This window comes from Neisseria animalis (genome assembly GCF_900636515.1).
GTDB classification, from domain to species: domain Bacteria; phylum Pseudomonadota; class Gammaproteobacteria; order Burkholderiales; family Neisseriaceae; genus Neisseria; species Neisseria animalis.
Genome location: NZ_LR134287.1, coordinates 614,586 through 639,883, shown reverse-complemented (window position 1 = coordinate 639,883; position 25,298 = coordinate 614,586). Strand labels below are relative to the sequence as shown.

Annotated in this window: 17 protein-coding genes, 2 tRNA genes, 2 rRNA genes and 1 pseudogene; 12 read left to right on the top strand and 10 right to left on the bottom strand. The window is 51.4% G+C overall.

What is annotated here, in order from left to right; all coding sequences use genetic code 11:
- Positions 1–101: 101 nt before the first annotated feature.
- The 4 genes from EL111_RS02990 to EL111_RS02975 all read right to left on the bottom strand — a co-directional run bounded on the left by EL111_RS02990 (position 102) and on the right by EL111_RS02975 (position 5,174).
- Positions 102–2,991 (bottom strand): 23S ribosomal RNA (locus EL111_RS02990).
- 375 nt (positions 2,992–3,366) lie between these two features.
- Positions 3,367–3,442: transfer RNA gene (locus EL111_RS02985), tRNA-Ala, on the bottom strand.
- A 10-nt stretch (positions 3,443–3,452) separates the two neighbouring features.
- Positions 3,453–3,529 (bottom strand) — tRNA-Ile (locus EL111_RS02980).
- A 104-nt stretch (positions 3,530–3,633) separates the two neighbouring features.
- Positions 3,634–5,174 (bottom strand): 16S ribosomal RNA (locus EL111_RS02975).
- The 16S and 23S rRNA genes sit together here with 2 tRNA genes alongside, the layout of an rRNA operon.
- A 605-nt stretch (positions 5,175–5,779) precedes the next feature.
- Here EL111_RS02975 and orn point away from each other — a divergent pair.
- Positions 5,780–6,331: an oligoribonuclease gene (gene orn / locus EL111_RS02970; protein ID WP_123795456.1), complete on the top strand. Its 552-nt coding sequence runs from the start codon at positions 5,780–5,782 to the stop codon at positions 6,329–6,331.
- Positions 6,332–6,410: 79 nt separating this feature from the next.
- Here orn and EL111_RS02965 read toward each other — a convergent pair whose 3' ends face one another.
- Both EL111_RS02965 and msrAB read right to left on the bottom strand, forming a co-directional pair.
- The gene (locus tag EL111_RS02965; RefSeq protein ID WP_123795457.1) at positions 6,411–7,811 is read right to left on the bottom strand and encodes an L-serine ammonia-lyase; all 1,401 of its coding nucleotides are present in this window, start codon (positions 7,809–7,811) and stop codon (positions 6,411–6,413) included.
- A gap of 26 nt (positions 7,812–7,837) precedes the next feature.
- Positions 7,838–8,803, bottom strand: a pseudogene (gene msrAB, locus EL111_RS02960) (bifunctional peptide-methionine (S)-S-oxide reductase MsrA/peptide-methionine (R)-S-oxide reductase MsrB); the annotation flags it as partial.
- Positions 8,804–8,992: 189 nt separating this feature from the next.
- On the opposite strand from msrAB, the gene rfaQ reads away from it, so the two are divergent.
- The gene (gene rfaQ, locus EL111_RS02955; RefSeq protein WP_123795459.1) at positions 8,993–10,081 is read left to right on the top strand and encodes a putative lipopolysaccharide heptosyltransferase III; all 1,089 of its coding nucleotides are present in this window, start codon (positions 8,993–8,995) and stop codon (positions 10,079–10,081) included.
- Positions 10,082–10,135: 54 nt separating this feature from the next.
- Here rfaQ and EL111_RS02950 read toward each other — a convergent pair whose 3' ends face one another.
- On the bottom strand, positions 10,136–11,377 hold the full coding sequence (locus EL111_RS02950) for a YihY family inner membrane protein (RefSeq protein ID WP_123795460.1): 1,242 nt from the start codon (positions 11,375–11,377) through the stop codon (positions 10,136–10,138).
- A 58-nt stretch (positions 11,378–11,435) separates the two neighbouring features.
- On the opposite strand from EL111_RS02950, the gene wrbA reads away from it, so the two are divergent.
- The 3 genes from wrbA to xth all read left to right on the top strand — a co-directional run bounded on the left by wrbA (position 11,436) and on the right by xth (position 13,799).
- Positions 11,436–12,041 carry an NAD(P)H:quinone oxidoreductase gene (gene wrbA, locus EL111_RS02945; RefSeq protein WP_123795461.1) on the top strand — a complete coding sequence of 202 codons (606 nt, stop codon included), beginning with the start codon at positions 11,436–11,438 and terminating at the stop codon, positions 12,039–12,041.
- Between the two features lie 502 nt (positions 12,042–12,543).
- The gene (locus EL111_RS02940; protein WP_123795462.1) at positions 12,544–12,831 is read left to right on the top strand and encodes an ArsR/SmtB family transcription factor; all 288 of its coding nucleotides are present in this window, start codon (positions 12,544–12,546) and stop codon (positions 12,829–12,831) included.
- A 197-nt stretch (positions 12,832–13,028) separates the two neighbouring features.
- On the top strand, positions 13,029–13,799 hold the full coding sequence (gene xth, locus EL111_RS02935; RefSeq protein ID WP_123795463.1) for an exodeoxyribonuclease III: 771 nt from the start codon (positions 13,029–13,031) through the stop codon (positions 13,797–13,799).
- Here xth and EL111_RS02930 read toward each other — a convergent pair.
- From EL111_RS02930 to adhP, 3 genes are all read right to left on the bottom strand, one after another.
- On the bottom strand, positions 13,766–13,993 hold the full coding sequence (locus EL111_RS02930; protein WP_123795464.1) for a hypothetical protein: 228 nt from the start codon (positions 13,991–13,993) through the stop codon (positions 13,766–13,768). The genes xth and EL111_RS02930 overlap by 34 nt on opposite strands.
- Positions 13,994–14,558: 565 nt before the next feature.
- Entirely contained in the window at positions 14,559–15,611 is a 1,053-nt protein-coding gene (locus tag EL111_RS02925) for a metallophosphoesterase (RefSeq protein ID WP_123795465.1), read from the bottom strand.
- Between the two features lie 308 nt (positions 15,612–15,919).
- Positions 15,920–16,960, bottom strand: a complete 1,041-nt coding sequence (adhP, locus tag EL111_RS02920; RefSeq protein ID WP_162842972.1) for an alcohol dehydrogenase AdhP — start codon at positions 16,958–16,960, stop codon at positions 15,920–15,922.
- A 417-nt stretch (positions 16,961–17,377) separates the two neighbouring features.
- Here adhP and EL111_RS02915 point away from each other — a divergent pair, with 417 nt between their 5' ends.
- The 7 genes from EL111_RS02915 to nqrF all read left to right on the top strand — a co-directional run bounded on the left by EL111_RS02915 (position 17,378) and on the right by nqrF (position 25,281).
- Positions 17,378–18,856 (top strand): aldehyde dehydrogenase family protein, encoded by a 1,479-nt coding sequence (locus tag EL111_RS02915; protein ID WP_123795466.1) that lies wholly within the window; start codon positions 17,378–17,380, stop codon positions 18,854–18,856.
- A gap of 633 nt (positions 18,857–19,489) precedes the next feature.
- Positions 19,490–20,833 carry a Na(+)-translocating NADH-quinone reductase subunit A gene (locus tag EL111_RS02910; RefSeq protein WP_123795467.1) on the top strand — a complete coding sequence of 448 codons (1,344 nt, stop codon included), beginning with the start codon at positions 19,490–19,492 and terminating at the stop codon, positions 20,831–20,833.
- A 2-nt stretch (positions 20,834–20,835) separates the two neighbouring features.
- Positions 20,836–22,068 (top strand): NADH:ubiquinone reductase (Na(+)-transporting) subunit B, encoded by a 1,233-nt coding sequence (locus EL111_RS02905; protein ID WP_123795567.1) that lies wholly within the window; start codon positions 20,836–20,838, stop codon positions 22,066–22,068.
- On the top strand, positions 22,061–22,828 hold the full coding sequence (locus EL111_RS02900) for a Na(+)-translocating NADH-quinone reductase subunit C (RefSeq protein ID WP_123795468.1): 768 nt from the start codon (positions 22,061–22,063) through the stop codon (positions 22,826–22,828). The genes EL111_RS02905 and EL111_RS02900 overlap by 8 nt, the downstream gene beginning before the upstream one ends.
- Positions 22,828–23,454: an NADH:ubiquinone reductase (Na(+)-transporting) subunit D gene (locus EL111_RS02895; RefSeq protein WP_123795469.1), complete on the top strand. Its 627-nt coding sequence runs from the start codon at positions 22,828–22,830 to the stop codon at positions 23,452–23,454. Before EL111_RS02900 ends, EL111_RS02895 begins: the two co-directional genes overlap by 1 nt.
- Before the next feature lie 3 nt (positions 23,455–23,457).
- Positions 23,458–24,051: an NADH:ubiquinone reductase (Na(+)-transporting) subunit E gene (gene nqrE / locus EL111_RS02890; RefSeq protein WP_123795470.1), complete on the top strand. Its 594-nt coding sequence runs from the start codon at positions 23,458–23,460 to the stop codon at positions 24,049–24,051.
- A gap of 12 nt (positions 24,052–24,063) precedes the next feature.
- Complete coding sequence (gene nqrF / locus EL111_RS02885; protein ID WP_123795471.1) at positions 24,064–25,281, top strand: NADH:ubiquinone reductase (Na(+)-transporting) subunit F; 1,218 nt, start codon at positions 24,064–24,066, stop codon at positions 25,279–25,281.
- The last annotated feature ends 17 nt before the right edge of the window (positions 25,282–25,298 follow it).

Here is a 25,298-nt window from a genome sequence, read left to right as displayed (position 1 = left end):
TAAGCCGTTATGCAGTCTCCTGCACTTATTTATTCTTTAATCAACTTCGGTAATGTTGTATCGCTTATCAGTAAGCTTTCATCTGAAGTTCTTCAAATGATAGAGTCAAGCCTCACGAGCAATTAGTATCGGTTAGCTTCACGCATTACTGCGCTTCCACACCCGACCTATCAACGTCCTGGTCTCGAACGACTCTTCAGGAGGGTTATACCCTCAGGGAAGTCTCATCTTCAGGCGAGTTTCGCGCTTAGATGCTTTCAGCGCTTATCTCTTCCGAACTTAGCTACCCGGCGATGCGACTGGCGTCACAACCGGTACACCAGAGGTTCGTCCACTCCGGTCCTCTCGTACTAGGAGCAGCCCCCGTCAAACTTCCAACGCCCACTGCAGATAGGGACCAAACTGTCTCACGACGTTTTAAACCCAGCTCACGTACCACTTTAAATGGCGAACAGCCATACCCTTGGGACCGACTACAGCCCCAGGATGTGATGAGCCGACATCGAGGTGCCAAACTCCGCCGTCGATATGAACTCTTGGGCGGAATCAGCCTGTTATCCCCGGAGTACCTTTTATCCGTTGAGCGATGGCCCTTCCATTCAGAACCACCGGATCACTATGTCCTGCTTTCGCACCTGCTCGACTTGTTGGTCTCGCAGTTAAGCTACCTTTTGCCATTGCACTATCAGTCCGATTTCCGACCGGACCTAGGTAACCTTCGAACTCCTCCGTTACTCTTTGGGAGGAGACCGCCCCAGTCAAACTGCCTACCATGCACGGTCCCCGATCCGGATGACGGACCTGGGTTAGAACCTCAAAGACACCAGGGTGGTATTTCAAGGACGGCTCCACAGAAACTGGCGTCTCTGCTTCTAAGCCTCCCACCTATCCTACACAAGTGACTTCAAAGTCCAATGCAAAGCTACAGTAAAGGTTCACGGGGTCTTTCCGTCTAGCAGCGGGTAGATTGCATCTTCACAACCACTTCAACTTCGCTGAGTCTCGGGAGGAGACAGTGTGGCCATCGTTACGCCATTCGTGCGGGTCGGAACTTACCCGACAAGGAATTTCGCTACCTTAGGACCGTTATAGTTACGGCCGCCGTTTACTGGGGCTTCGATCCGATGCTCTCACATCTTCAATTAACCTTCCAGCACCGGGCAGGCGTCACACCCTATACGTCCACTTTCGTGTTAGCAGAGTGCTGTGTTTTTAATAAACAGTCGCAGCCACCGATTCTCTGCGACCCTCCAATGCTTACAGAGCAAGTCTTTCACATCGAAGGGCATACCTTCTCCCGAAGTTACGGTATCAATTTGCCGAGTTCCTTCTCCCGAGTTCTCTCAAGCGCCTTAGAATTCTCATCCTGCCCACCTGTGTCGGTTTGCGGTACGGTTCTGATTCAACTGAAGCTTAGTGGCTTTTCCTGGAAGCGTGGTATCGGTTACTTCGTGTCCGTAGACACTCGTTATCACTTCTCGGTGTTATGAAGACCCGGATTTGCCTAAGTCTTCCACCTACCGGCTTGAACAAACTATTCCAACAGTTTGCTAACCTAACCTTCTCCGTCCCCACATCGCATTGAATCAAAGTACGGGAATATTAACCCGTTTCCCATCGACTACGCATTTCTGCCTCGCCTTAGGGGCCGACTCACCCTACGCCGATGAACGTTGCGTAGGAAACCTTGGGCTTTCGGCGAGCGGGCTTTTCACCCGCTTTATCGCTACTCATGTCAACATTCGCACTTCTGATACCTCCAGCATGCTTTACAACACACCTTCTTCGGCCTACAGAACGCTCCCCTACCATGCTATTGCTAGCATCCGCAGCTTCGGTTACAGATTTGAGCCCCGTTACATCTTCCGCGCAGGACGACTCGACCAGTGAGCTATTACGCTTTCTTTAAATGATGGCTGCTTCTAAGCCAACATCCTGGCTGTCTGGGCCTTCCCACTTCGTTTACCACTTAATCTGTCATTTGGGACCTTAGCTGGCGGTCTGGGTTGTTTCCCTCTTGACAACGGACGTTAGCACCCGCTGTCTGTCTCCCGAGGAACAACTTGATGGTATTCTTAGTTTGCCATGGGTTGGTAAGTTGCAATAACCCCCTAGCCATAACAGTGCTTTACCCCCATCAGTCTCTTACTCGAGGCACTACCTAAATAGTTTTCGGGGAGAACCAGCTATCTCCGAGTTTGTTTAGCCTTTCACCCCTATCCACAGCTCATCCCCGCATTTTGCAACATGCGTGGGTTCGGACCTCCAGTGCGTGTTACCGCACCTTCATCCTGGCCATGGATAGATCACTCGGTTTCGGGTCTACGCCCAGCAACTAATCGCCCTATTAAGACTCGGTTTCCCTACGCCTCCCCTATCCGGTTAAGCTCGCTACTGAACGTAAGTCGTTGACCCATTATACAAAAGGTACGCAGTCACGGAACAAGTCCGCTCCCACTGTTTGTATGCATCAGGTTTCAGGTTCTGTTTCACTCCCCTCCCGGGGTTCTTTTCGCCTTTCCCTCACGGTACTGGTTCACTATCGGTCGATGATGAGTATTTAGCCTTGGAGGATGGTCCCCCCATGTTCAGACAGGATTCCACGTGTCCCGCCCTACTTGTCGTATGCTTAGTACCACCGATGAGATTTCGAATACGGGGCTATCACCCACTATGGCCAAGCTTCCCAGCTTGTTCTTCTATCTCAACGGCTATCACATACAGGCTCCTCCGCGTTCGCTCGCCACTACTTGCGGAATCTCGGTTGATTTCTTTTCCTCCGGGTACTTAGATGGTTCAGTTCTCCGGGTTCGCTTCTCATACCCTATGTATTCAGGTATGGATACTGCACTGAATGCAGTGGGTTTCCCCATTCGGACATCACCGGATCATAGCTTTATTGCCAGCTCCCCGATGCTTTTCGCAGGCTTACACGTCCTTCGTCGCCTATCATCGCCAAGGCATCCACCTGATGCACTTATTCACTTGACTCTATCATTTCAAGAACCTCTCTGACTTAATCCGCTCTTCCGTTGACTAGAACAGGGACTAGAGATTTTTACTTTGATAAAGCTTACTGCTTTGTTGTGTATTGTTCCCGCCTTTTGTGTTTCGGGAACAACTCGATACAATCATCACCCAAATACTGTGGCCGGTTTGTTTTTCTTTTTAGCTTTGCTTGCGCTTTGCTTAAAAGAGATGTTAAACGGTCGCAACCGTTCTCTATCCAATCCGACCAACTTTGTCTTTGTTTGTTGATTTCGGCTTTCCAATTTGTTAAAGATCGATGCTTGCGGACTTTGTCCGACTTCGCAAATTAAAATGAGCGGCGATTATAGCAGCTTATTTTAATTTGTGAAGTCTTTTTGGTGGAGGCAAACGGGATCGAACCGATGACCCCCTGCTTGCAAAGCAGGTGCTCTACCAACTGAGCTATGCCCCCAGTATGTGTTTGGTGGGTCTGGGAGGACTTGAACCTCCGACCCCACGCTTATCAAGCGTGTGCTCTAACCAGCTGAGCTACAAACCCAAGGTCGTGAGCAATATATCCTATCGAATATTGTTGCTCTTCTTCTTGCATCTTCTACAGTTTACCGATAAGTGTGAATGCGGAGAACCTCTTCTTTTCTCTAGAAAGGAGGTGATCCAGCCGCAGGTTCCCCTACGGCTACCTTGTTACGACTTCACCCCAGTCATGAAGCATACCGTGGTAAGCGGACTCCTTGCGGTTACCCTACCTACTTCTGGTATCCCCCACTCCCATGGTGTGACGGGCGGTGTGTACAAGACCCGGGAACGTATTCACCGCAGTATGCTGACCTGCGATTACTAGCGATTCCGACTTCATGCACTCGAGTTGCAGAGTGCAATCCGGACTACGATCGGTTTTGTGAGATTGGCTCCGCCTCGCGGCTTGGCTACCCTCTGTACCGACCATTGTATGACGTGTGAAGCCCTGGTCATAAGGGCCATGAGGACTTGACGTCATCCCCACCTTCCTCCGGCTTGTCACCGGCAGTCTCATTAGAGTGCCCAACCAAATGATGGCAACTAATGACAAGGGTTGCGCTCGTTGCGGGACTTAACCCAACATCTCACGACACGAGCTGACGACAGCCATGCAGCACCTGTGTTACGGCTCCCGAAGGCACTCCTCCGTCTCTGGAGGATTCCGTACATGTCAAGACCAGGTAAGGTTCTTCGCGTTGCATCGAATTAATCCACATCATCCACCGCTTGTGCGGGTCCCCGTCAATTCCTTTGAGTTTTAATCTTGCGACCGTACTCCCCAGGCGGTCAATTTCACGCGTTAGCTACGCTACTAAGCAATCAAGTTGCCCAACAGCTAATTGACATCGTTTAGGGCGTGGACTACCAGGGTATCTAATCCTGTTTGCTACCCACGCTTTCGAGCATGAACGTCAGTATTATCCCAGGGGGCTGCCTTCGCCATCGGTATTCCTCCACATCTCTACGCATTTCACTGCTACACGTGGAATTCTACCCCCCTCTGACATACTCTAGTCACCCAGTTCAGAACGCAGTTCCCAGGTTGAGCCCGGGGATTTCACATCCTGCTTAAGTAACCGTCTGCGCTCGCTTTACGCCCAGTAATTCCGATTAACGCTCGCACCCTACGTATTACCGCGGCTGCTGGCACGTAGTTAGCCGGTGCTTATTCTTCAGGTACCGTCATGAGGAAATGGTATTAGCATCTCCCTTTTCTTCCCTGACAAAAGTCCTTTACAACCCGAAGGCCTTCTTCAGACACGCGGCATGGCTGGATCAGGCTTGCGCCCATTGTCCAAAATTCCCCACTGCTGCCTCCCGTAGGAGTCTGGGCCGTGTCTCAGTCCCAGTGTGGCGGATCATCCTCTCAGACCCGCTACTGATCGTCGCCTTGGTAGGCCTTTACCCCACCAACCAGCTAATCAGATATTGGCCGCTCGAATAACGCAAGGCCCGAAGGTCCCCTGCTTTCCTCCTCAGAGCGTATGCGGTATTAGCTAATCTTTCGATCAGTTATCCCCCATTACTCGGTACGTTCCAATATGTTACTCACCCGTTCGCCACTCGCCGGCAGAAGTGCAAGCACTTCCCCGCTGCCGTCCGACTTGCATGTGTAAAGCATGCCGCCAGCGTTCAATCTGAGCCAGGATCAAACTCTTATGTTCAATCTCTAACTTAATAACTTCTGGTCTGCTTCAAAGAAACCGACAGGATATAGAATTTCTACATCTTGTCTGTTTTTGTCGCAGTGTGAGGCTTTCCGCACTCACACTTATCGGTAATCTGTTTGTTAAAGAGCTAAATTCGAATTTTACTACAGCTTGTTTTTATTTGTCAAATGTTTTTTACCAACCAGCTTAAAACTTCCAAATAAATCTGCTATAATAAACAGTTCGCTTTCACCGCCGAAGCAGCGAAGAACCGAACTATACCCCTCTAAACCACCCCGGTCAACCCTAAAAACGCAAATAAAATCGGGGAAATACCCATCTCTCTGTTTGGTAAGGAAATTTTGTTTCAGAAAATTTGAATAAAAATGGTGAGTGGGAGGAAACTGGGGGGGGAACTGAAAGGCAATCAAAAAACAACTCTTCAAGCAAAAAACATAGTTTCAGCTAAATTATCCGTTCTTTTACTCCGAATATATAGTCGAATAAAATAAGAATGAGACAAGGCAGCGAAGCCGCAGACAGTACACATAGTACGGCAAGGCAAAGCAACGCTGTATCATTCTTATTTTAAATGACTATAATTGATAAAAGGTTTTCAAATGACCCAAAATGCGAACAATCTCTGCTGGCTTGATATGGAAATGACAGGGCTGTCTCCTGAAAACGACCGTATTATTGAAGTGGCGATGATTATTACCGATCAGGATTTAAATGTGTTGGCGCAGTCCGAGGTATATGCGATTCATCAGAGTGATGAAGTTTTAAACGGTATGGACGAATGGAATACTGCTACCCACGGGCGTACCGGGCTGACTCAGCGTGTGCGTGATTCAAAATATACGGAAACCGAGGTAGAGCAGGAATTATTGGATTTTATGCGTAGCTGGATACCGGAAAAGGCTACGCCGATGTGCGGCAATACCATACACCAAGACCGTCGCTTTATGTTGAAATATATGCCGCGCTTGGAGGCCTATTTCCATTACCGCAATCTTGATGTATCTACCTTAAAAGAACTTGCCCGCCGTTGGCATCCTTCTCTTGCCAAAGGGGTTGTTAAGCGGGGTTCTCATCAAGCATTAGATGATATTTTGGAAAGTATCGAGGAAATGCGCTATTACCGTGAGCATTTTTTGAAACTGCCCGAATAGCCAAAAATCAATAAAAGGCCGTCTGCAAACAGCATGGTACTATTTGCAGACGGCCTTATTGTTCAAAAACGCTACTTTTCTAGCACTCTACCACCCTTACCGATACCGGTACGGCTTTTTTCTGCAAGGTTACCGCCAACCCTGCCAACGAGGTTTCTTTATAAGTGGCTTTCATGTCCCTGCCGGTTTGCAGCATGGTTTGAATAACTTCGTCTAAAGAAACTTTTTTATCCATGCCGTCTTCCAACAGCGCGAGTGTGCCAAGTTTGAGTGCCTTCTCGGCTGCAATGCCGTTGCGTTCGATACAAGGAATCTGCACCAGCCCGCCAACAGGATCGCAAGTTAAACCCAAATGGTGCTCCATCGCCATTTCGGCGGCATTTTCCACTTGTTTCGGTGTGCCGCCGATTACTTCTGCATATGCCCCCGCTGCCATCGAGCAGGCTACGCCAACTTCGCCCTGACAACCCACGTCCGCGCCTGAAATAGACGCATTGGTTTTATACAGAATACCGATTGCACCGGCGGTCAGCAGAAAATCTTCCACCCGCTCTTGATTGGCATGAGGATTAAACTTCCGGAAATAATACAGTACCGCCGGGATAATGCCTGCCGCTCCGTTGGTTGGTGCGGTAACCACCCTGCCGCCGGAAGCATTTTCCTCGTTTACCGCCATGGCATAAACCATCGGCCACAACTGGGTATTGACGATTTCACTGGCCCGCAACACACGCAGTTTGGCCGCAAGCTGCGGGGCACGGCGGCGGACATTCAAACCGCCGGGCAATTCGCCGTCTCCGCCCAAACCCCGTTTAATACAAGCCTCCATCACATCTGCTATCTCCGCAACACGGCGGCGGACTTCTGCTTCACTGCAACCGGCCAATGCCGCCTCGTTTGCCAAGACCACTTCGGAAATATTAAGCTGGTTCAGACGGCATTGTGCCAGCAATTCGGCACAACTCGCATAAGGATAAGGTACTTCCGCCTGTACGCCCGTTTCTTCCCCAAATGCCTCTTCGGTCACAATAAAACCGCCGCCCACCGAGTAATAAACCTGTTTTTTCAGTACCATGCCGTCTGCATTTTGGGCGGTAAAACACAAACCGTTGGGATGTTTCGGCAAAACCTTGTCGCCGTGTACCTGTATATCGGCCGCCACATCGAAACCAATTTCCCTGCCGTTCAGATACAACACCCGGTCATTACGGATACGCCGCAACCGTTCAGGAATATCCGCCAACGGAATATCATGCGGCAAACTGCCTTCCAATCCCAACAATAAAGCATCAAACGTACCGTGCCCCTGACCGGTCAGCGCCAGCGAGCCGTAGGTTTCAACAACAATCCGCGCGGTATCCTCATTAAACCCCTCCTGAAGCAATGCGGCAGCAAATGCAGCGGCAGCCTTCATAGGCCCGACCGTATGCGAACTCGAAGGGCCGATACCCACCTTAAAAATATCAAAAATACTGATCATAATCGTATTGAACAAAACAATAATTTTCAGACGGCCTCAACCAAATATTTCCATTCGCCATATCCTTCTTTCTCCATGTCGGCCAAAGGAATAAAGCGCAGGCTTGCACCGTTGATACAGTAGCGCAAACCTCCAGAGGCTTGAGGGCCGTCCGGGAAAACGTGTCCCAAATGCGAATCCGCAACGGCACTGCGGATTTCGATACGCTGCATACCATGGCTGTTGTCGCGGTATGCAGCGATATATTTGCGGTCTATCGGGCGTGAGAAACTCGGCCAGCCGCAACCCGAATCAAACTTGTCGGCAGAGCTGAACAAGGGTTCGCCGCTGACAATATCTACATAAATTCCCGCCGCAAACAAATCATCATATTCATGGGAAAACGGCCGTTCGGTACCGCTCTGCTGCGTTACATAATACTGCTCCGCCGTCAGCATTGTACGAATATCATTTGCAGACGGCCTTTCAAACACTCGCGACGCAACCGCATCCGCCGCCAAAGGTTTTGCCGCCAGCCGCAAATCGATATGGCAATAACCGTTGGGATTTTTACCCAAATAATCCTGATGATAATCTTCAGCAGGATAAAAATTTTGCAGCGGCAGGTTTTCCACTACCACCGGCTGCGGATATTTTGCCTGCAAATCCTGCAATGCCCGCGCAATCACCGCTTCATCGGCAGGATCGGTGTAATACACGCCGCTGCGGTATTGCGTACCGACATCATTGCCTTGGCGGTTGAGCGAAGTCGGATCAATCAAACGGAAAAAATGTTGCAACACGGCTTCCAATCCGATAACCGCCTCATCAAAAGTAACGGCAACGGCTTCCGCGTGCCCCGTATCGCGGTGGCAAACCTCTTCATAAGACGGATTTTCGGTACGCCCGTTTGCATAACCCGATACGGCAGACAGCACACCGGCAATGCGGCGGAAATAAGCCTCAACCCCCCAAAAACAGCCTCCGGCAAGATACACAGTATGTTGCGCCATAAATCCTCCATGATGGCAAAAGCAGTATTTTAAAAGATAGCCGTTTGAAGCAAAAAGCAGACGGCCTTAACTGCCGCCCCTGCAGCAAAATGTGTTTTTTATACATTTTCACTATCCGGAGCAATTCCCTAAAATGCTTATCCGTTTTACAATCGTATCGTCTTTACATTTTATGCCGTCTGAACAACCATGTCCCTAGCCCGACCGAACAGAATCCTTATCATCAAGCTGCGGCACCACGGCGACGTATTATTGTCCACACCCGTTGCCGCCGCCGTCAAGCAGCGTTTTCCCGACTGTGAAATCGATATGCTGGTTTATCGGGAAACAGCCGACATTATCCGCGACAATCCGCTGATTACCCAAATTTTTACCATCGACCGCGATTGGAAAAAACAAAGCAAACGCGCGCAGTTTACCCATGAGAAAAACCTGTTTCTCGCCCTGAAAGCCCGCGGCTACGATTGGGCGTTCAACCTTTCCGACCAATGGCGGGCGGCAATCATCGCCAAATACTGCGCCCGAAGCAGTATCGGCTTGGCTTACAGCAAACGCGACAATGCCTTATGGCGTTTCTGCCATGATTTCGTCAACCCCGATTTGGATTGGACGCATCATGTGGTCGACCGCCATCTGAACATTCTTCCGCCGCTGATTCACCCCCACGAAATACAAGCGGAAGTATCGATGGTTGTCAGCAACGATACCCGCATCAGCCTGCGTCAAAAGCTGCGCGCACAAGGCTGGAACGAAGAATCTTATGTATTGGTGCACCCGGGTTCGCGCTGGCTGTTTAAATGTTGGGAAGACGACAAAAGCGCCGCACTGGTGCAACTGCTGCTCAACCACGGCAGAAACGTCGTCCTAACCGCCTCACCCGACAAAACCGAACAAGCCATATTGGAAGCCATTACCGAAAGTTTGCAGATTCACGCAGGCGTAAACGTATGGACTTTATCCGGCAACATCAATCTGCGCGAGCTGGCGGCGGCCATTGAAGGCGCAGAAATGTTTGTCGGCGTAGATTCCGTTCCCATGCACATCGCCGCCGCACTCGACAAACCCCAAGTCGCGCTGTTCGGCCCGAGTTGGGTAAGCCGCTGGCGTCCGTATTCGGAAAATGCCGAAATAATCTGGGCTGGAGATTTCGGCGAACTGCCAAATCCGGAAACCATCGATACCCGCAATACAAACCGTATGCTCAAAGCCATTCCGCTGGAGGCTGTTTGGGAAAAAGTACGGCAGAAGTTAAACCAAACCGAACAAAAGGCCGTCTGAAAAACGCCGTTATTCCTGCTCCGCCCCCCCCATCTTAAAGAAACCGTTTATCCTTCAGGCCGTCTGTTTTGCAGACGGCCTTTCCGCATGGCCGGCATGGTTGCGAAATTCCGCCAGCGTCATATCCAAGGTATCCAGACAAGGTTGCATAATGTTGCTCACCGCCTCATTGACATGATCTTTTCTCAATGCGGTCGGACGGTATACAAACAGCTTGAACAACTCCGCCAAGCCGATGGCTTCCGCTCCGGTTTTCAACACCCAGCCCTGCTTTCCGACATACACATAACCGTGTCGCGCCAATTTTTCCAACAATTCGCCCAATTCGTCATAGCCCATATTGATATGCCGTCTGAACTCCTGTATCGGCATGGCTCTGCCCTCCTGCTGTGCCGAGTCCAGCAGCAGCAAGATTTTCAACACATCGTCAAACCGCCCCCGCGCATCCAAACCGCGCCTGAACGCCTCACCCTGCCAATACGACAACGAAGAAGTCAGCACCGCACCGGCCAACACCAGCGACCACAATAAATTCAACCACAGCAGAAAAAACGGCACAGCGGCAAATGCGCCATAAATTGACGCATAACCATCAAACCTGCCCATGTACCAAGCAAACAGCGCACGCGCGATTTCCAAACAAACCGCCGTGACCAAAGCACCTGCCAAGGCTTGCCGCGCCGGTACGAAACGGTTGGGCACAAAACGGTACAAGCCCCAAAGCAATAATGTCGCAAACCCTACCGAAGCGGCCGTTTTCAGCCATTCCGCCCAAAAAGTATCGGCTTCTACTCCGCTGTCCCGCATCAATCCCAGCAACAGCGATACCCCCACGCCCAACGACAACGGGCCGAATGTCAACAGTGCCCAATACACCAAAAACTGCATCATCAGCGGCCGCCGCGTGCCTACCCGCCAAATACGGTTAAACGCATCGTCTATCGTCTGAATCAACATCAGCGACGTTACCAGCAACATCAAACTGCCAATGGCCGTCAGCCCTTTTGCCTTTTCTTTAAACGCATTAATATAGTCAAACACCAAATCCGCGCCCTGCGGCACAATCGTGCGGTTGACAAATTGCACGAAGGTATCCGACCATTCGTCAAACACAGGAAACGCCGAAGCCGCCACCACCGTAACCGTCAATACCGGCACCAATGCCAGCAGCGTGGTAAACGTCAGGCTTGCCGCCACCTGCGGTACACGCTCCTCATGGAAGCGGCGCACCACAAATACAGCAAAACCGAAAAACTTCCCTTGCAACAACTCTTGCAAACGGCTTAAAAACAGCATAATCTTTTCCTATTTATTTTGCAGACGGCCTATTGCCCTATTCTAACGGAATCCGCCCATGAACCCAAATCCCTTGAAAATTCTAGTTCTTTTCTATTCCCAGCACGGCAGCACCCTGAATCTTGCCCGCCAAATCGCCCGCGGCATTGAAAGCGTAGCAGGCTGTGAAGCCGTATTGCGTACCGTACCGAAAGTTTCCACCGTTTGCGAAGCCGTAGAAAACGACATTCCCGATAACGGCGCACCCTACGCCAAGGCCGAAGACCTCAAAACCTGCGCCGCCCTCGCCTTAGGCAGCCCGACCCGCTTCGGTAACATGGCCGCCGCCATGAAATACTTTATCGACGGCACCATTCCGCAATGGCTGGGCGCGGAACTTTCCGGCAAACCTGCCTCCGTCTTCACCAGCTCCGCCAGTATACACGGCGGACAAGAATCTACCCTGCTCAGCATGATGCTGCCCCTGCTGCACCACGGCATGATCATCAGCGGTATTCCATTTTCCGAATCCGCACTCAGCCACACCCGCAGCGGCGGCACACCCTACGGCGCAAGCCACGTTGCCGGAAGCGACGGACAAGCGGTACTGACTGACGAAGAAGCCGAACTCGCTTTTGCACAAGGCCGCCGTCTGGCCGAATTGGCCATCAAATTGTCCGCTTAACCGCCCGAGTGCCCGAAAATCCCGCAATATGCCGTCTGCAAATTACCGCTACACCTCACAAGGTTTTTGCAGACGGCTTTTTATTCTCAAATAATTAAACAATTCTATTAATTTATTTATATTGTTTTATAATAACAATTATTTACCCTTGTTTTCACTTTACCCGCCCCCGCTGCCGGCACACTCGGGTAAACTTCCGCACTTTAAACAAAAACTACCCCCATGCCGGCCACAGATAATAGGCAAAGAATAAAAACCAAACTGTTCTGACTCCGACATAACCCATCAACATCGTCATTGAACACAAAATGATACAGCGCTGCCACACCTTTGCTCGGAGAAAGTGCCTGCCAAACTGCTGAAAAACCGCAGGTCTGCCAACCCATACCTTATATGCGGCTTTGCTGTTTGACCTCATTTCAGGTAATCCGGCGATAAAAACAGTCCCATTCAAAGCACAATTATCTGTTCCAACAAACACATCTGCTGCACCCCCCACGCTATGGAAAACCACTACTTCACCACCCTGCTCCGACTGATTGCCCAGCCAGAACGCATGAAGATTCTGTTTACCCTGCTCGATGGCGACCGCAACATCAACGAACTGGCCCAAACCCTCAAGCTGCCAGCAACAGTCGTTTCCAACCATTTGGCCAAAATGCGCAGCGAAGGCATAGTCGATTACACCCGCTACCACCGCGTACTCGAATACCGCCTGATTTCCGCAGACACCGCCGCCATTCTCAACACACTCCGCAATCTGCCGGACAAGCGGCAACATACCGTTTAGCCTGTTACCGTTCAAATACAGGCAGCTTGCCGAACACCTCCCGATTGTCCCAACTGAAACCGCAACCGCATTTTATCCCGTTTCCCATACGCCATTTGCGGTAAAATATTGCCGTTTCCCATTTTCAAACGAAACAGTCCGATTAGCCCAACCCTATTTTACAGACGGCATTACCCGTCTTCTCAATGGAACGCACCATGAAAATCACCACTTGGAACGTCAATTCCCTCAACGTGCGCCTGCCGCAGGTACAAAACTGGCTGGCCGACAACCAGCCGGATATTTTGGCTTTGCAGGAACTCAAACTCGACCAAGACAAATTTCCCGCGCCCGCGCTGCAAATGATGGGCTGGAACGCCGTATGGAGCGGCCAGAAAACCTACAACGGCGTTGCCCTCATCAGCCGCCACGAGCTGCAAGACGTACACACCGGCCTGCCCGCCCTGCCCGACGATCCGCAACGGCGCGTGATTGCAGCCACCGTAAACGGCGTGCGCGTCATCAATGTCTATTGTGTCAACGGCGAAGCCCTCGACAGCCCCAAATTCGAATACAAAAGACAATGGTTTGCCGCGCTGGCCGACTTCGTGCGCGGCGAGCTGGCCCGCCATGAAAAACTGGTTTTGCTCGGCGACTTCAACATCGCCCCGGCCGATGCCGACTGCTACGATCCCGAAAAATGGCATGAAAAAATCCACTGCTCCTCAGAAGAGAGGAGCTGGTTCAAAAACCTGCTGGACTTAGGACTGACCGACTCATTGCGCCAAATCCGCCCCGAAGGTGCGTTTTACACTTGGTTTGACTACCGCGGAGCAATGTTCCAACGCAAACTCGGCCTGCGTATCGACCACCAGCTCATCAGCCCCGCCCTCTCCGCACTGCTGCAGGACGTAACCGTCGATTTGGATGCGCGCGCGCAAGAGCGGCCGAGCGATCATGCGCCGGTTACGGCAGTGTTTGACTTGTAGTCGGACAGGCCTGAATCTTGGCAAAACCCAAAAACAAGCATTTGCCGGTTTGACATCCGACCGAAATCCGACATCGTGCCGCCGGAAGCACAGCCCGATACGCCAGTCGTGCCGTCTTGCTTTTCGGCTTTACTGATTTCGGCATAAAGTTTTGCCATACCTTGCTCCTTGCTTATGTATGAAACAGTCAGCATGATTAACCCAATCCCTTATGCACCGGCCGGGCGTCATACTTGCCGTTTTCGGTATCCGCCCCGGAGATACCGCATAAGGGATTTATCCGTCTCCCAACATAAAGAAACCGTTTTCAAACAATGGATTCATAGGCAGACAGATAGATTCCCCCCAGCGCGGGAATAACGGCAGCTAAGATTTCAGGCTGCCCGAACAGCGTGGCGGAATTGCAAAGCCCAAACAGTTTTGCAAAGTTTTCAGGCCGGAACCTTTGCAAAATTCATGACAAGGGCTTGCAGTGGCGGTTTTTACACCCGCCCGCTTGGGATTTTTGAAGTGGTAACTTTCAAGGTATTGATTAACTTCGGGCGGGTGTAAAACCCGCCCCTGCAATCAGTTTTGGTTCTTTCCTATTTTTTTGCAAAGGTCTCAAGCCGTCTGAATTTGATTTGAAAAGTGTCCGGCCTTTGGGGTGCGGGCCGTTGCAATCAAACCGGCGCAAGGCGGATAAAAAGGCCGTCTGAACATGATGCGGCGGAACCACCGGTTCCGCCGTCCTGTTCAGACGGCCTTTGCTGTCCGAATTTATTTCATCACCAAAGTTTCCCCGTTGTCCGCCACTAAGATTTTTTCCGGCCAACGCAATGCGGCCAAGCGGAATGCGGCACCGGCATATTTTTGCGGATATTTGCGCACCCGCCAGCTTGCGCCGATGGAAAAATCCACGCAGAAGACATTGCGCTTTGCACCGTGCCACGCGTCCGGTTTGACCGGAAACAGATTGCGCCCGGCAGCCGCCGGATTTTCAGACGGCCTCCACGCGCGCCAATAATGCCCGATGACCACCGGTATTTCTTCCCGATAATCCTCCCACCACGGGCAGCGTTCCGTACCGCGCCAGCGTCCGCCCGCATAAAATGCTTTGGCGGAAAGCTGCTCCACACCGCTGGTAAGGGCGCGTATCGGGTGCATCCGGCTTCTGGCAAAATCGTATCGGGCGGTTGCGGGCATCGGCGGCGGCATTTGGGCCGCATTTTCCGCACAAGCCGCATAGTGCTCCTGTTCGTATAAATAACCGGCATACCAATGCTCGTTTTGCAGTGCGGTTTTCAACTCCTCATCAAAACGCCGGTATTGTTCCACCAATCCTTCCCCCGCCGCCGCATCCAGTTTGGCAAAGGTATCCGGCAGCCATGCCGCATGGACGACGCGGATATCGTCCCGCTCCCAAATCAGCGGCTGCTTTTCCAACCATGCTTTCATGCCGCTTTTTTCATGCGGTTTCGCCCGCTGCCACGGCGCATAATTGGCCGCATCTTGGTCGGCGCGCCGGTCAAAAAACCAACCCGATCCGTCTTTGGCATCGCAAACCAGCAGATTCAATTCGTGATTGCCAAGCACGGCAAAGGCATAACCCGCCTCCACCGCCCGCTCCGCCCATGCCAGCACGGCGGGGCTGTCGGGGCCGCGGTCGCACAAATCGCCGACAAACACCAACTTGCGCCCGTCGGGGTGGAAACCGTCGTCACGGTAGCCCAAATGTTCCAATAAAGTTTGGAACACGGCAAATTCGCCGTGTACGTCGCCGACAATATCCAAGGGCACATCAGGCAGGGTGCGGCGGTAGTGATAAGTCATAGAATCTTCCGTTTATCCAATGCCTCCGATGCCTATCAAAGCAAAACCGGATGACAGATTTGAAATAATCAAAATACAATACAACAAACTGAACAACTTTACCCTCATCATCAATATAAACATTTATAAAGGAAAAATCTGTGCAGTAAACCCGGTATCCGCATGAATACAGGCATACCGATACTGTTTTCTTTCGGATTTGAGCTGATTATAACGGCAAATCACGCCGCTCAAAAACGATAAAGCCGTCTGAAAAATCAGCCTGTTGTGCAGACTTTTTCAGACGGCTTGAGATAATGCGCTACCTGTTAGTGATTATGGCCGCAAGCGCATTTCATATCGATGACCATACGGCCGGTAATTTTACCTTCGCGCATTTCTTGGAAAATGGCAGGCGCATCTTCAATCGGGCGTTTTTGCACCAAAGGTACAACCAAACCTTCCGCACCGAATTGGAATGCTTCTTCCAAGTCTTTGCGCGTACCGACCAAAGAGCCGACCACTTCGATACCGTCCAATACAATACGCGGAATCGACAAATCCATAGACTCGGGCGGTAAACCGATGGCAACCACACGACCGCCTGCGCGCACGCAGTCCACGGCAGAATTAAATGCAGCTTTAGATACTGCAGTTACCACCGCCGCATGCGCACCGCCGGTTTTTTCTTGAATCACTTTGGCGGCATCTTCTTTTGCAGCGTTAATGACAATGTCCGCGCCCATTTCTTTGGCAAAAGCCAGTTTGCCGTCATTGATGTCGATGGCAATCACATGTGCGCCGAATACTTTTTTCGCATACTGCACACCCAAGTTGCCCAAACCGCCTGCACCGTACATGGCCAGCCATTGTCCCGGACGGACACCAGATACTTTAACGCCTTTATAAGTGGTTACGCCCGCACAGGTAATGCTGGAAGCCTGCGCCGGATCCAAGCCGTCAGGCACTTTCACCGCGTAATCAGCATCGACGATACAGTGTGTCGCCATACCGCCGTCCGCAGTGTAGCCGGCATTCAATACGCTGCGGCACAGAGTCTCCCTGCCGGTATTACAGTATTCGCACGAACCGCAACCTTTAAACAGCCATGCAATGCTGACACGGTCGCCGATTTTCAGATTTTTCACGCCGTCTGCAACCTGCGTTACCAAACCGATGCCTTCGTGTCCCAACACGCGGCCGGGTTTTTCACCATAATCGCCGGCAGCAACGTGCAAGTCTGTGTGGCACACGCCGCAATATTCGACTTCTACCAAGGCCTCACCAAATTCCAGCGGACGGATGTCCCGTTCTACAACTTCTACATCACCTTCAACTGCCTGATTTACAACCACTGCACGCATTTTCATGGTTACGCTCCTTGAGTTTGTTGTTGTGAATAGAAAAGTAGCGGCTGCCGGATGGTGGCAGGCTTTCCGGCTACTGGTTTCAGAATAAATCTGCGGCATGTGCTTGTCAATAGCAGTCCGCGCAGAGAAAAAGGATAATATTTGTTAAATTTTATTAGATTATCCATGGAATTTTTTTACACATACCCCAAAGAAAAATCATTCAGGCCGTCTGCAAAAACGTCCTTTCTCCCCAAAAACGCCCACCGTACCGTATTTTTTCTTTTTCTTGCAAAACTACATATGCAAAATGCAAGGTAAACCTAGTTTTTAGTTCTTGAATCCTCCGAAAAAAAAGAATATGCTGTTTTCCGAGCATTTTGCTCAGGTTGGATAAAAAGTTGAAGTTCGGAACAATCTGTCAAAAGGAGAAACACCATGGCAAAAGACTTGAATGTTTTTGACAAAGAGTACGGCCTGCTGATTAACGGCGAATGGACCAAAGGCAGCGAAGGCAATCTGCTTACTTCATACAATCCGGCAAACGGCGAAGAACTGGCGAAATTTGTCGATGCCAGCAATGCCGATGTCGATGCTGCTGTTACCGCCGCGCAAGAAGCGTTTAAAACTTGGAAAAAAACCACTGTTACCGAACGTGCGGCGATTCTGAACAAAATTGCCGACATCATTGATGAAAATGCGGAATTGTTTGCCCTGCAGGAAACATTGGACAACGGCAAGCCCATCCGTGAAACCCGTGCGGCCGATATTCCGCTCGCTTCCGACCATTTCCGCTACTTTGCCGGTGTCATCCGCGGCGAAGAAGGTACAGCCACCCAGCTTGACGAAGAAGATTTGTCGCTGGTTTTGCGCGAACCCATCGGAGTGGTCGGCCAAATTATTCCGTGGAATTTCCCTTTCCTGATGGCTGCTTGGAAAATCGCCCCCGCATTGGCCGCAGGCTGTACCATCGTGCTGCATCCCTCTTCCAGCACATCGCTGAGCCTGCTTTCTTTCGCGCAAAAAATCAACCACCTGCTGCCTAAAGGCGTATTCAACGTCATCACAGGCAAAGGATCGAAATCCGGCGAATACATGCTGCACCACAAAGGCTTCAACAAGCTGGCGTTTACCGGCTCCACCGAAATCGGCCGCCGCATCGGCATCGCCGCCGCCGAAATGCTGATTCCCTCAACTTTGGAACTGGGCGGCAAATCCGCCAACATCTTCTTTGACGATATGCCGTTTGACAAAGCCCTCGAAGGTGCGCAAAAAGGTATTTTGTTCAACCAAGGCCAAGTGTGCTGCGCCGGTTCGCGCATTTTCGTACAGGAAGGAATTTACGACAAATTTGTCGCCGCGCTGGCGGAAGAGTTTAAAAAAGTCAAAGTCGGCCTGCCTTGGGAAGACGACACCCAGATGGGTGCCCAAGTCAACGCCGGTCAGCTTGAAACCATTTTGAAATACGTCAAAATCGGCGAACAGGAAGGCTGCCGCATCATCACCGGCGGTAAAAAAGTCGAAGGCTCGTTGGAAAGCGGTGCCTTTGTCGAGCCTACCCTGATTGAAGCGGAAAACAGCAGCCGCATCTCGCAGGAAGAAATCTTCGGCCCGGTTGCGACCGTGATTAAATTCAAAACCGAAGAAGAAGTCGTCAAAATGGCCAACGACAGCGAATACGGCTTGGGCGGTGCGGTTTGGAGCAAAGACATCAACCGCTGCCTGCGCGTCTCACGCGCACTCGAAACCGGCCGCGTATGGGTCAACTGTTACAACCGCCTGCCTGCCCATGCGCCGTTCGGCGGCTACAAAACCTCGGGTATCGGCCGCGAAACCCACAAAATGATGTTGGCTGCCTACACCCAAGTGAAAAACATCTACATCAGCACCCGTGAAGAGCGCGAAGGCATGTATTGATTATTTGACTGCTTAGCTTTTCAAAATAAAGGCCGTCTGCAAAATACCGATTTTGCAGACGGCCTTTATGTTTTTCTCCTACTTTGCAAACAAATTTCCTGCCATCAGTCCTCTATTTTTAAAGAAACATATCAACCATATAAACCGACCAATCCATTATAACTGAAACATTCCATCATAATACTGGTAGCCACCTGCCACAAAACAATACGGTGTTGCTGTATCTTACCCAAAGAAGAATCTAAGCAAGCGGCTCAAGCAGTAAGTCGCCGCCCCTGTATCGCCATACTGTCGCGGTTTGACCGCATTTTCCCATTCTGTATCATTTGATTATATTTCCTTTCTCCCTTTCCAAACACTCCCAAGCCCGCCTGCTCCGATTTTAATGCCCCAAACCAGCTATCCCTTATACTGCTTGGTTTGCATTCACATCTGCATGAAAAAATCTTGCACAATCTGACAAAAAAAGACGTTTTCCTGTTAAAATGAAGGGATTTTATTGTATCTGATACTGACTGATGATTTCTACGGTTTCCGCCTGATGTTTTACAAACAACATGGCAGTCTGGCAGTAGAAACACCCCATCAGATACCTTGCCGTGATTTTTAACCCTCATCAAAAGTAACGCATCTATGTTTAAGATAAAGAAAGGCTTGGACCTGCCTATTGCAGGACAACCGGAGCAAACCGTCTACGACGGTCCGGCCATTACCGAAATCGCGTTGCTTGGCGAAGAGTATGTCGGTATGCGACCTTCAATGAAGGTTCGTGAAGGAGATACCGTCAAAAAAGGCCAAGTATTGTTTGAAGACAAGAAAAACCCGGGCGTGGTGTTCACCGCTCCTGCAGCAGGTACGGTAACCGCCGTAAACCGTGGTGAAAAACGCGTGCTGCAATCCGTGGTTATCCGCATCGGCGGCGATGAGGAAATCACGTTCGACCAATATGCGCCCGAGGCACTTGCTTCGCTGTCCGGAGAACAAGTCCGCGCCAATCTGATTCAATCGGGTCTGTGGACGGCTTTCCGTACCCGTCCGTTCAGCAAAACGCCCGCGGTCGATGCGGAGCCTGCTGCAATTTTTGTCAATGCCATGGACACCAATCCGCTGGCTGCCGATCCCGCCGTAGTCATTGCGGACAAGGCTGAGGCGTTCCGCTGCGGTTTGCGCGTATTGGCCTGCCTGACCGGACGCACGGTGCATGTATGCAAAGCAGCCGGCGCGGATATTCCTGCCGAAGCCGCCGCCAATATTTCGGAACACGAATTTTCCGGCCCCCATCCTGCGGGTTTGAGCGGTACGCATATCCACTTTATCGAGCCTGTCGGTGCAAACAAAACGGTATGGACTATCGGTTATCAAGACGTGATTGCCATCGGCCTGCTGTTTACCACAGGCCGTCTGCACTCCGAGCGCGTGATTGCCTTGGGCGGTCCGCAAGTGAAAAAGCCGCGCCTGATCCGCACGCAGGCTGGTGCGAAAGTTTCCCAAATCACCGCCGGAGAGCTGGAAGATGCGGACAACCGCGTGATTTCCGGTTCGGTACTCAACGGCAGCATTGCTTCGGGCGCACATGACTATCTGGGCCGTTTCCACACTCAGGTTTCCGTCATTGAAGAAGGCCGCGCCAAAGAGTTTTTCGGCTGGGTATCGCCGCAGCCGGATAAATTTACGATTACCCGCACGACACTGGGCCACTTCCTGAAAAACAAACTGTTCAAATTCAATACCGCCACCAACGGCGGCGACCGCGCGATGGTACCGATTGGTACTTACGAACGCATCATGCCGCTGGATATCCTGCCCACCCTGCTGCTGCGCGATTTGATTGTCGGCGATTCCGACAGTGCGCAGGCATTGGGCTGTTTGGAGCTGGACGAGGAGGATTTGGCCCTGTGCAGCTTCGTCTGCCCGGGAAAATACGAATACGGCCCGCTCCTGCGCAAGGTGCTGGATACGATTGAGAAGGAGGGCTGATGATGGGCTTGAAACATTTTTTGGAAAAAATCGAACCGCATTTCCTACCGGGCGGCAAACATGAGAGGTGGTATGCCCTGTATGAGGCGGCAGCTACGATTTTCTACACCCAAGGTACGGTTACACGCAAAGCTTCGCACGTCCGCGATGCCTTGGATTCCAAACGCATGATGATTTTGGTGTGGCTGGCACTTTTTCCGGCCATGTTTTACGGCATGTACAACGTCGGCGCACAGGCCTTCGGCGCGCTGACCCCCGAACTGCTGCAACAAAACATCGCCAACGACTGGCATTATGCACTGGCCGCCTCTTTGGGCATCGATATGTCAGCCGATGCGGGCTGGTTCAGCAAAATGCTGTTCGGAGCGGTTTTCTTCCTGCCGATTTACATCACCGTCTTCGTGGTGGGCGGCTTTTGGGAAGTTTTGTTTGCCACCATCAGAAAACACGAGATCAATGAAGGATTCTTCGTCACTTCTATTTTGTTTGCATTGATTGTCCCTCCTACCCTGCCTTTGTGGCAGGCGGCATTGGGCATCAGCTTCGGCGTGGTTGTCGCAAAAGAAGTCTTCGGCGGCACAGGCAAAAACTTCATGAATCCGGCACTTGCCGGCCGTGCTTTCCTGTTTTTCGCCTATCCCGCCAACATCAGCGGCGATACCGTTTGGACGGCTGTTGACGGCTTTTCCGGTGCAACCGCACTGAGCCAATGGGCAACCGGCGGCATGGCGGGGCTGAAAAACACCGCCACCGGAGAAGCGGTTACTTGGATGGATGCCTTTATCGGCAATATTCCGGGATCGGTTGGCGAAGTATCGACTTTGGCACTGTTAATCGGCGGCGCATTCATCGTCTTCACCCGCATTGCCTCTTGGCGCATTATTGCGGGCGTGATGCTTGGTATGATTGCCACCTCATTACTGTTCAACGCCATCGGCTCGGAAACCAACGCCATGTTCTCTATGCCGTGGTATTGGCATTTGGTCGTCGGCGGCTTTGCCATCGGTATGCTGTTTATGGCAACCGACCCTGTTTCCGCCTCGTTTACCAACACCGGCAAATGGTGGTACGGTGCGCTTATCGGCTCGATGTGCGTTTTGATCCGCGTGGTCAATCCCGCCTATCCCGAAGGCATGATGCTGGCAATTCTGTTTGCCAACCTGTTCGCACCGATTTTCGACTACTTCGTCGCCCGAGCAAATATCAAACGCAGAAAGGCACGCACCAATGGCTAAATTCAATAAGGACAGCTTCGGCGGCACGCTTGCCGTCGTCATTGCAGTGAGTCTGGTTTGTTCGGTAGTTGTGGCGGGTTCCGCCGTCGGCCTCAAGCCGATTCAAAACGAACAAAAAGCCAGAGACAAGCAAAGTTATATCTTGAGCGTTGCCGGTCTGTTGGCAGCCGGTACCGATATTCCGAAAGTTTATGCGGAACGTATCGAACCGCGTACAGTAGATTTGGCAACCGGCGAATATGTGGAAGCTCCGGCAGGCTTTGATGCCCGTGCAGCCGCCAAAAAACCGGAAGAAAGCATCAACATTAATCCCGAAGACGATTTTGCAGGACTCAAAACCCGTGCCAAACTTGCAGAAGTTTATCTGGTAAAAGACGAATCCGGAAAAGTGAACCAGATTGTCTTACCGATGCACGGCAACGGTCTGTGGTCGGTGATGTACGGCTTCGTATCCGTCCGGCCCGACGGCAATACCATCAACGGCATCACCTATTACGAACAGGGCGAAACCCCCGGCTTGGGCGGTGAAATCGCCAATCCGCTGTGGCAGCAGAAATTCGTCGGCAAAAAACTCTACAACGAACAAGGCAATGTCGCCATCCGCGTCGGCAAGGGAGCCGGCACGGATACGGAACACGGTGTAGACGGCTTGTCGGGTGCAACGCTGACCACCAAAGGCGTACAAGGTTCGTTCAACTACTGGTTCGGTGAAAACGGTTACAAACCTTACCTGGCCAAACTGAAATCAGGAGCAGAATAATGGCTGATACCAAACGACTGAAACACTTAATGTTTTCGCCATTTATCGACAATAATCCGATTGCCTTGCAAGTATTGGGCATCTGTTCGGCACTGGCGGTAACCACCAAACTCGAAACCGCCATTGTGATGGGTATTTCCGTTGCTTTTGTAACTGCTTTTTCCAGCTTTTTCATTTCGCTGATGCGCAATTACATCCCCAACAGCATCCGCATCATCGTCCAGATGGCGATTATTGCTTCGCTGGTCACACTGGTTGACCAGCTCCTGCAAGCCTTTGCCTACGAATTATCCAAACAGCTGTCGGTATTCGTCGGCCTGATTATCACCAACTGCATCGTGATGGGCCGTGCCGAAGCATTTGCCATGAAAGAACCGCCGTTGGAAAGCTTTGTCGACGGCTTCGGCAACGGTTTGGGATACGGCCTGATTCTGATTGTCGTCGCCACACTGCGCGAGCTGATCGGCTCGGGCAAATTATTCGGCATGACCATTTTCCAAACCGTCCAAGACGGCGGCTGGTATCAGGCAAACGGTTTGTTCCTTCTGGCACCGAGTGCATTCTTTATCATCGGTTTCTTGGTTTGGGCGCTCCGCACTTGGAAACCCGAGCAAGTGGAGAAATAATCCATGGAACATTATCTGAGCTTATTCGTTAAGTCCGTATTCATCGAGAACATGGCCTTATCTTTCTTCTTGGGAATGTGTACCTTTTTGGCGGTTTCCAAAAAAGTGTCCACCGCATTCGGTTTGGGGGTAGCCGTAACCGTCGTATTGGGCTTGGCCGTACCCGCCAACCAAATCGTGTACTCGCTGTTGAAAGACGGTGCGCTCGTACCGGGCATCGATCTGACATTCCTGCGCTTCATCATCTTCATCGGCGTGATTGCCGCGCTGGTGCAGATTTTGGAAATGATTTTGGACAAATTCTTCCCAGCCCTCTATAACGCACTCGGTATCTTCCTGCCCCTGATTACCGTAAACTGTGCCATTTTCGGTGCCGTATCCTTCATGGCGCAACGCGAATACACCTTCGGCGAATCCGTCGTTTACGGTTTCGGCGCAGGCATCGGCTGGATGCTGGCGATTGTCGCTCTGGCAGGAATTACCGAAAAACTGAAATACGCCGACGTACCTGACGGCTTGAAAGGTCTGGGTATTACCTTTATCTCCGCCGGCCTGATGGCACTGGCGTTTATGTCGTTCTCCGGCATCCAGTTATAAGGAAAGCACACAATGGAAATTATTTTAGGTATTGTGATGTTTACCGGCATCATCTTGGTATTGGCACTCCTGATTCTGTTTGCCAAATCCAAGCTGGTGAACGAAGGCGACATCACCATCAAAATCAACGGCGAAAAAGAGCTGACCATGCCTGCCGGCGGCAAACTCTTGGGTGCGCTGGCCAACGAGGGTATCTTTGTACCTTCGGCCTGCGGCGGCGGCGGTTCCTGCGGACAATGCCGCGTCGTCGTCAAAAGCGGCGGCGGCGACATCCTGCCGACCGAGCTTTCCCATATCAGCAAACGCGAAGCACGCGAAGGCTGCCGCCTCTCCTGTCAGGTCAACGTTAAAACCGACATGGACATTGAAGTGCCGGAAGAAGTATTCGGCGTAAAAAAATGGGAATGCACCGTTATCTCCAACGACAACAAAGCCACGTTTATTAAAGAACTCAAACTGGCGATTCCCGAAGGCGAAGAAGTGCCCTTCCGTGCCGGCGGCTACATCCAGATTGAAGCCGAACCGCACACCGTAGCCTACAAAGACTTTGATATTCCCAAAGAATACCATGAAGACTGGGACAAATTCGATTTGTGGCGTTACGTTTCCAAAGTCGACGAGCCGATTCTGCGCGCCTACTCCATGGCTTCCTATCCGGAAGAAAAAGGCATCATCATGCTGAACGTGCGTATTGCCACCCCGCCGCCGCGCCAGCCCGACGTACCGCCGGGTCAGATGTCTTCCTACATCTGGTCGCTGAAACCGGGCGACAAAGTTACCATTTCCGGCCCCTTTGGCGAATTTTTCGCCAAAGACACCGATGCCGAAATGGTCTTCATCGGCGGCGGCGCGGGTATGGCTCCGATGCGCTCCCATATTTTCGACCAGCTCAAACGCCTGAAATCCAAACGCAAAATCTCCTTCTGGTACGGCGCACGCTCCAAGCGCGAGATGTTCTACGTTGAAGATTTCGACGGTCTGGCCGCCGAAAACGACAACTTCGAATGGCATGTCGCCCTTTCCGACCCGCTGCCGGAAGACGATTGGACAGGCTACACCGGCTTCATCCACAACGTCTTGTACGAAAACTACCTGAAGGACCATGAGGCACCGGAAGACTGCGAATTCTACATGTGCGGCCCGCCGGTCATGAACCAAGCCGTTATCAAAATGCTCAAAGACTTGGGCGTGGAAGACGAAAACATCCTGCTGGACGATTTCGGCGGCTAATGGCCATCAAGCAAAAA

Bases quoted from the DNA above. Each gene is read 5' to 3' on its own strand.
- EL111_RS02910 (WP_123795467.1), top strand. From the start codon at position 19,490: ATGTTTAAGATAAAGAAAGGCTTGGACCTGCCTATTGCAGGACAACCG.
- orn (WP_123795456.1), top strand. From the start codon at position 5,780: ATGACCCAAAATGCGAACAATCTCTGCTGGCTTGATATGGAAATGACA.
- EL111_RS02905 (WP_123795567.1), top strand. From the start codon at position 20,836: ATGGGCTTGAAACATTTTTTGGAAAAAATCGAACCGCATTTCCTACCG.
- xth (WP_123795463.1), top strand. From the start codon at position 13,029: ATGAAAATCACCACTTGGAACGTCAATTCCCTCAACGTGCGCCTGCCG.
- wrbA (WP_123795461.1), top strand. From the start codon at position 11,436: ATGAACCCAAATCCCTTGAAAATTCTAGTTCTTTTCTATTCCCAGCAC.
- EL111_RS02930 (WP_123795464.1), bottom strand. From the start codon at position 13,993: ATGCTGACTGTTTCATACATAAGCAAGGAGCAAGGTATGGCAAAACTT.
- EL111_RS02915 (WP_123795466.1), top strand. From the start codon at position 17,378: ATGGCAAAAGACTTGAATGTTTTTGACAAAGAGTACGGCCTGCTGATT.
- EL111_RS02900 (WP_123795468.1), top strand. From the start codon at position 22,061: ATGGCTAAATTCAATAAGGACAGCTTCGGCGGCACGCTTGCCGTCGTC.
- EL111_RS02895 (WP_123795469.1), top strand. From the start codon at position 22,828: ATGGCTGATACCAAACGACTGAAACACTTAATGTTTTCGCCATTTATC.
- nqrE (WP_123795470.1), top strand. From the start codon at position 23,458: ATGGAACATTATCTGAGCTTATTCGTTAAGTCCGTATTCATCGAGAAC.
- EL111_RS02965 (WP_123795457.1), bottom strand. From the start codon at position 7,811: ATGATCAGTATTTTTGATATTTTTAAGGTGGGTATCGGCCCTTCGAGT.
- nqrF (WP_123795471.1), top strand. From the start codon at position 24,064: ATGGAAATTATTTTAGGTATTGTGATGTTTACCGGCATCATCTTGGTA.
- EL111_RS02950 (WP_123795460.1), bottom strand. From the start codon at position 11,377: ATGCTGTTTTTAAGCCGTTTGCAAGAGTTGTTGCAAGGGAAGTTTTTC.
- rfaQ (WP_123795459.1), top strand. From the start codon at position 8,993: ATGTCCCTAGCCCGACCGAACAGAATCCTTATCATCAAGCTGCGGCAC.
- adhP (WP_162842972.1), bottom strand. From the start codon at position 16,960: ATGAAAATGCGTGCAGTGGTTGTAAATCAGGCAGTTGAAGGTGATGTA.
- EL111_RS02940 (WP_123795462.1), top strand. From the start codon at position 12,544: ATGGAAAACCACTACTTCACCACCCTGCTCCGACTGATTGCCCAGCCA.
- EL111_RS02925 (WP_123795465.1), bottom strand. From the start codon at position 15,611: ATGACTTATCACTACCGCCGCACCCTGCCTGATGTGCCCTTGGATATT.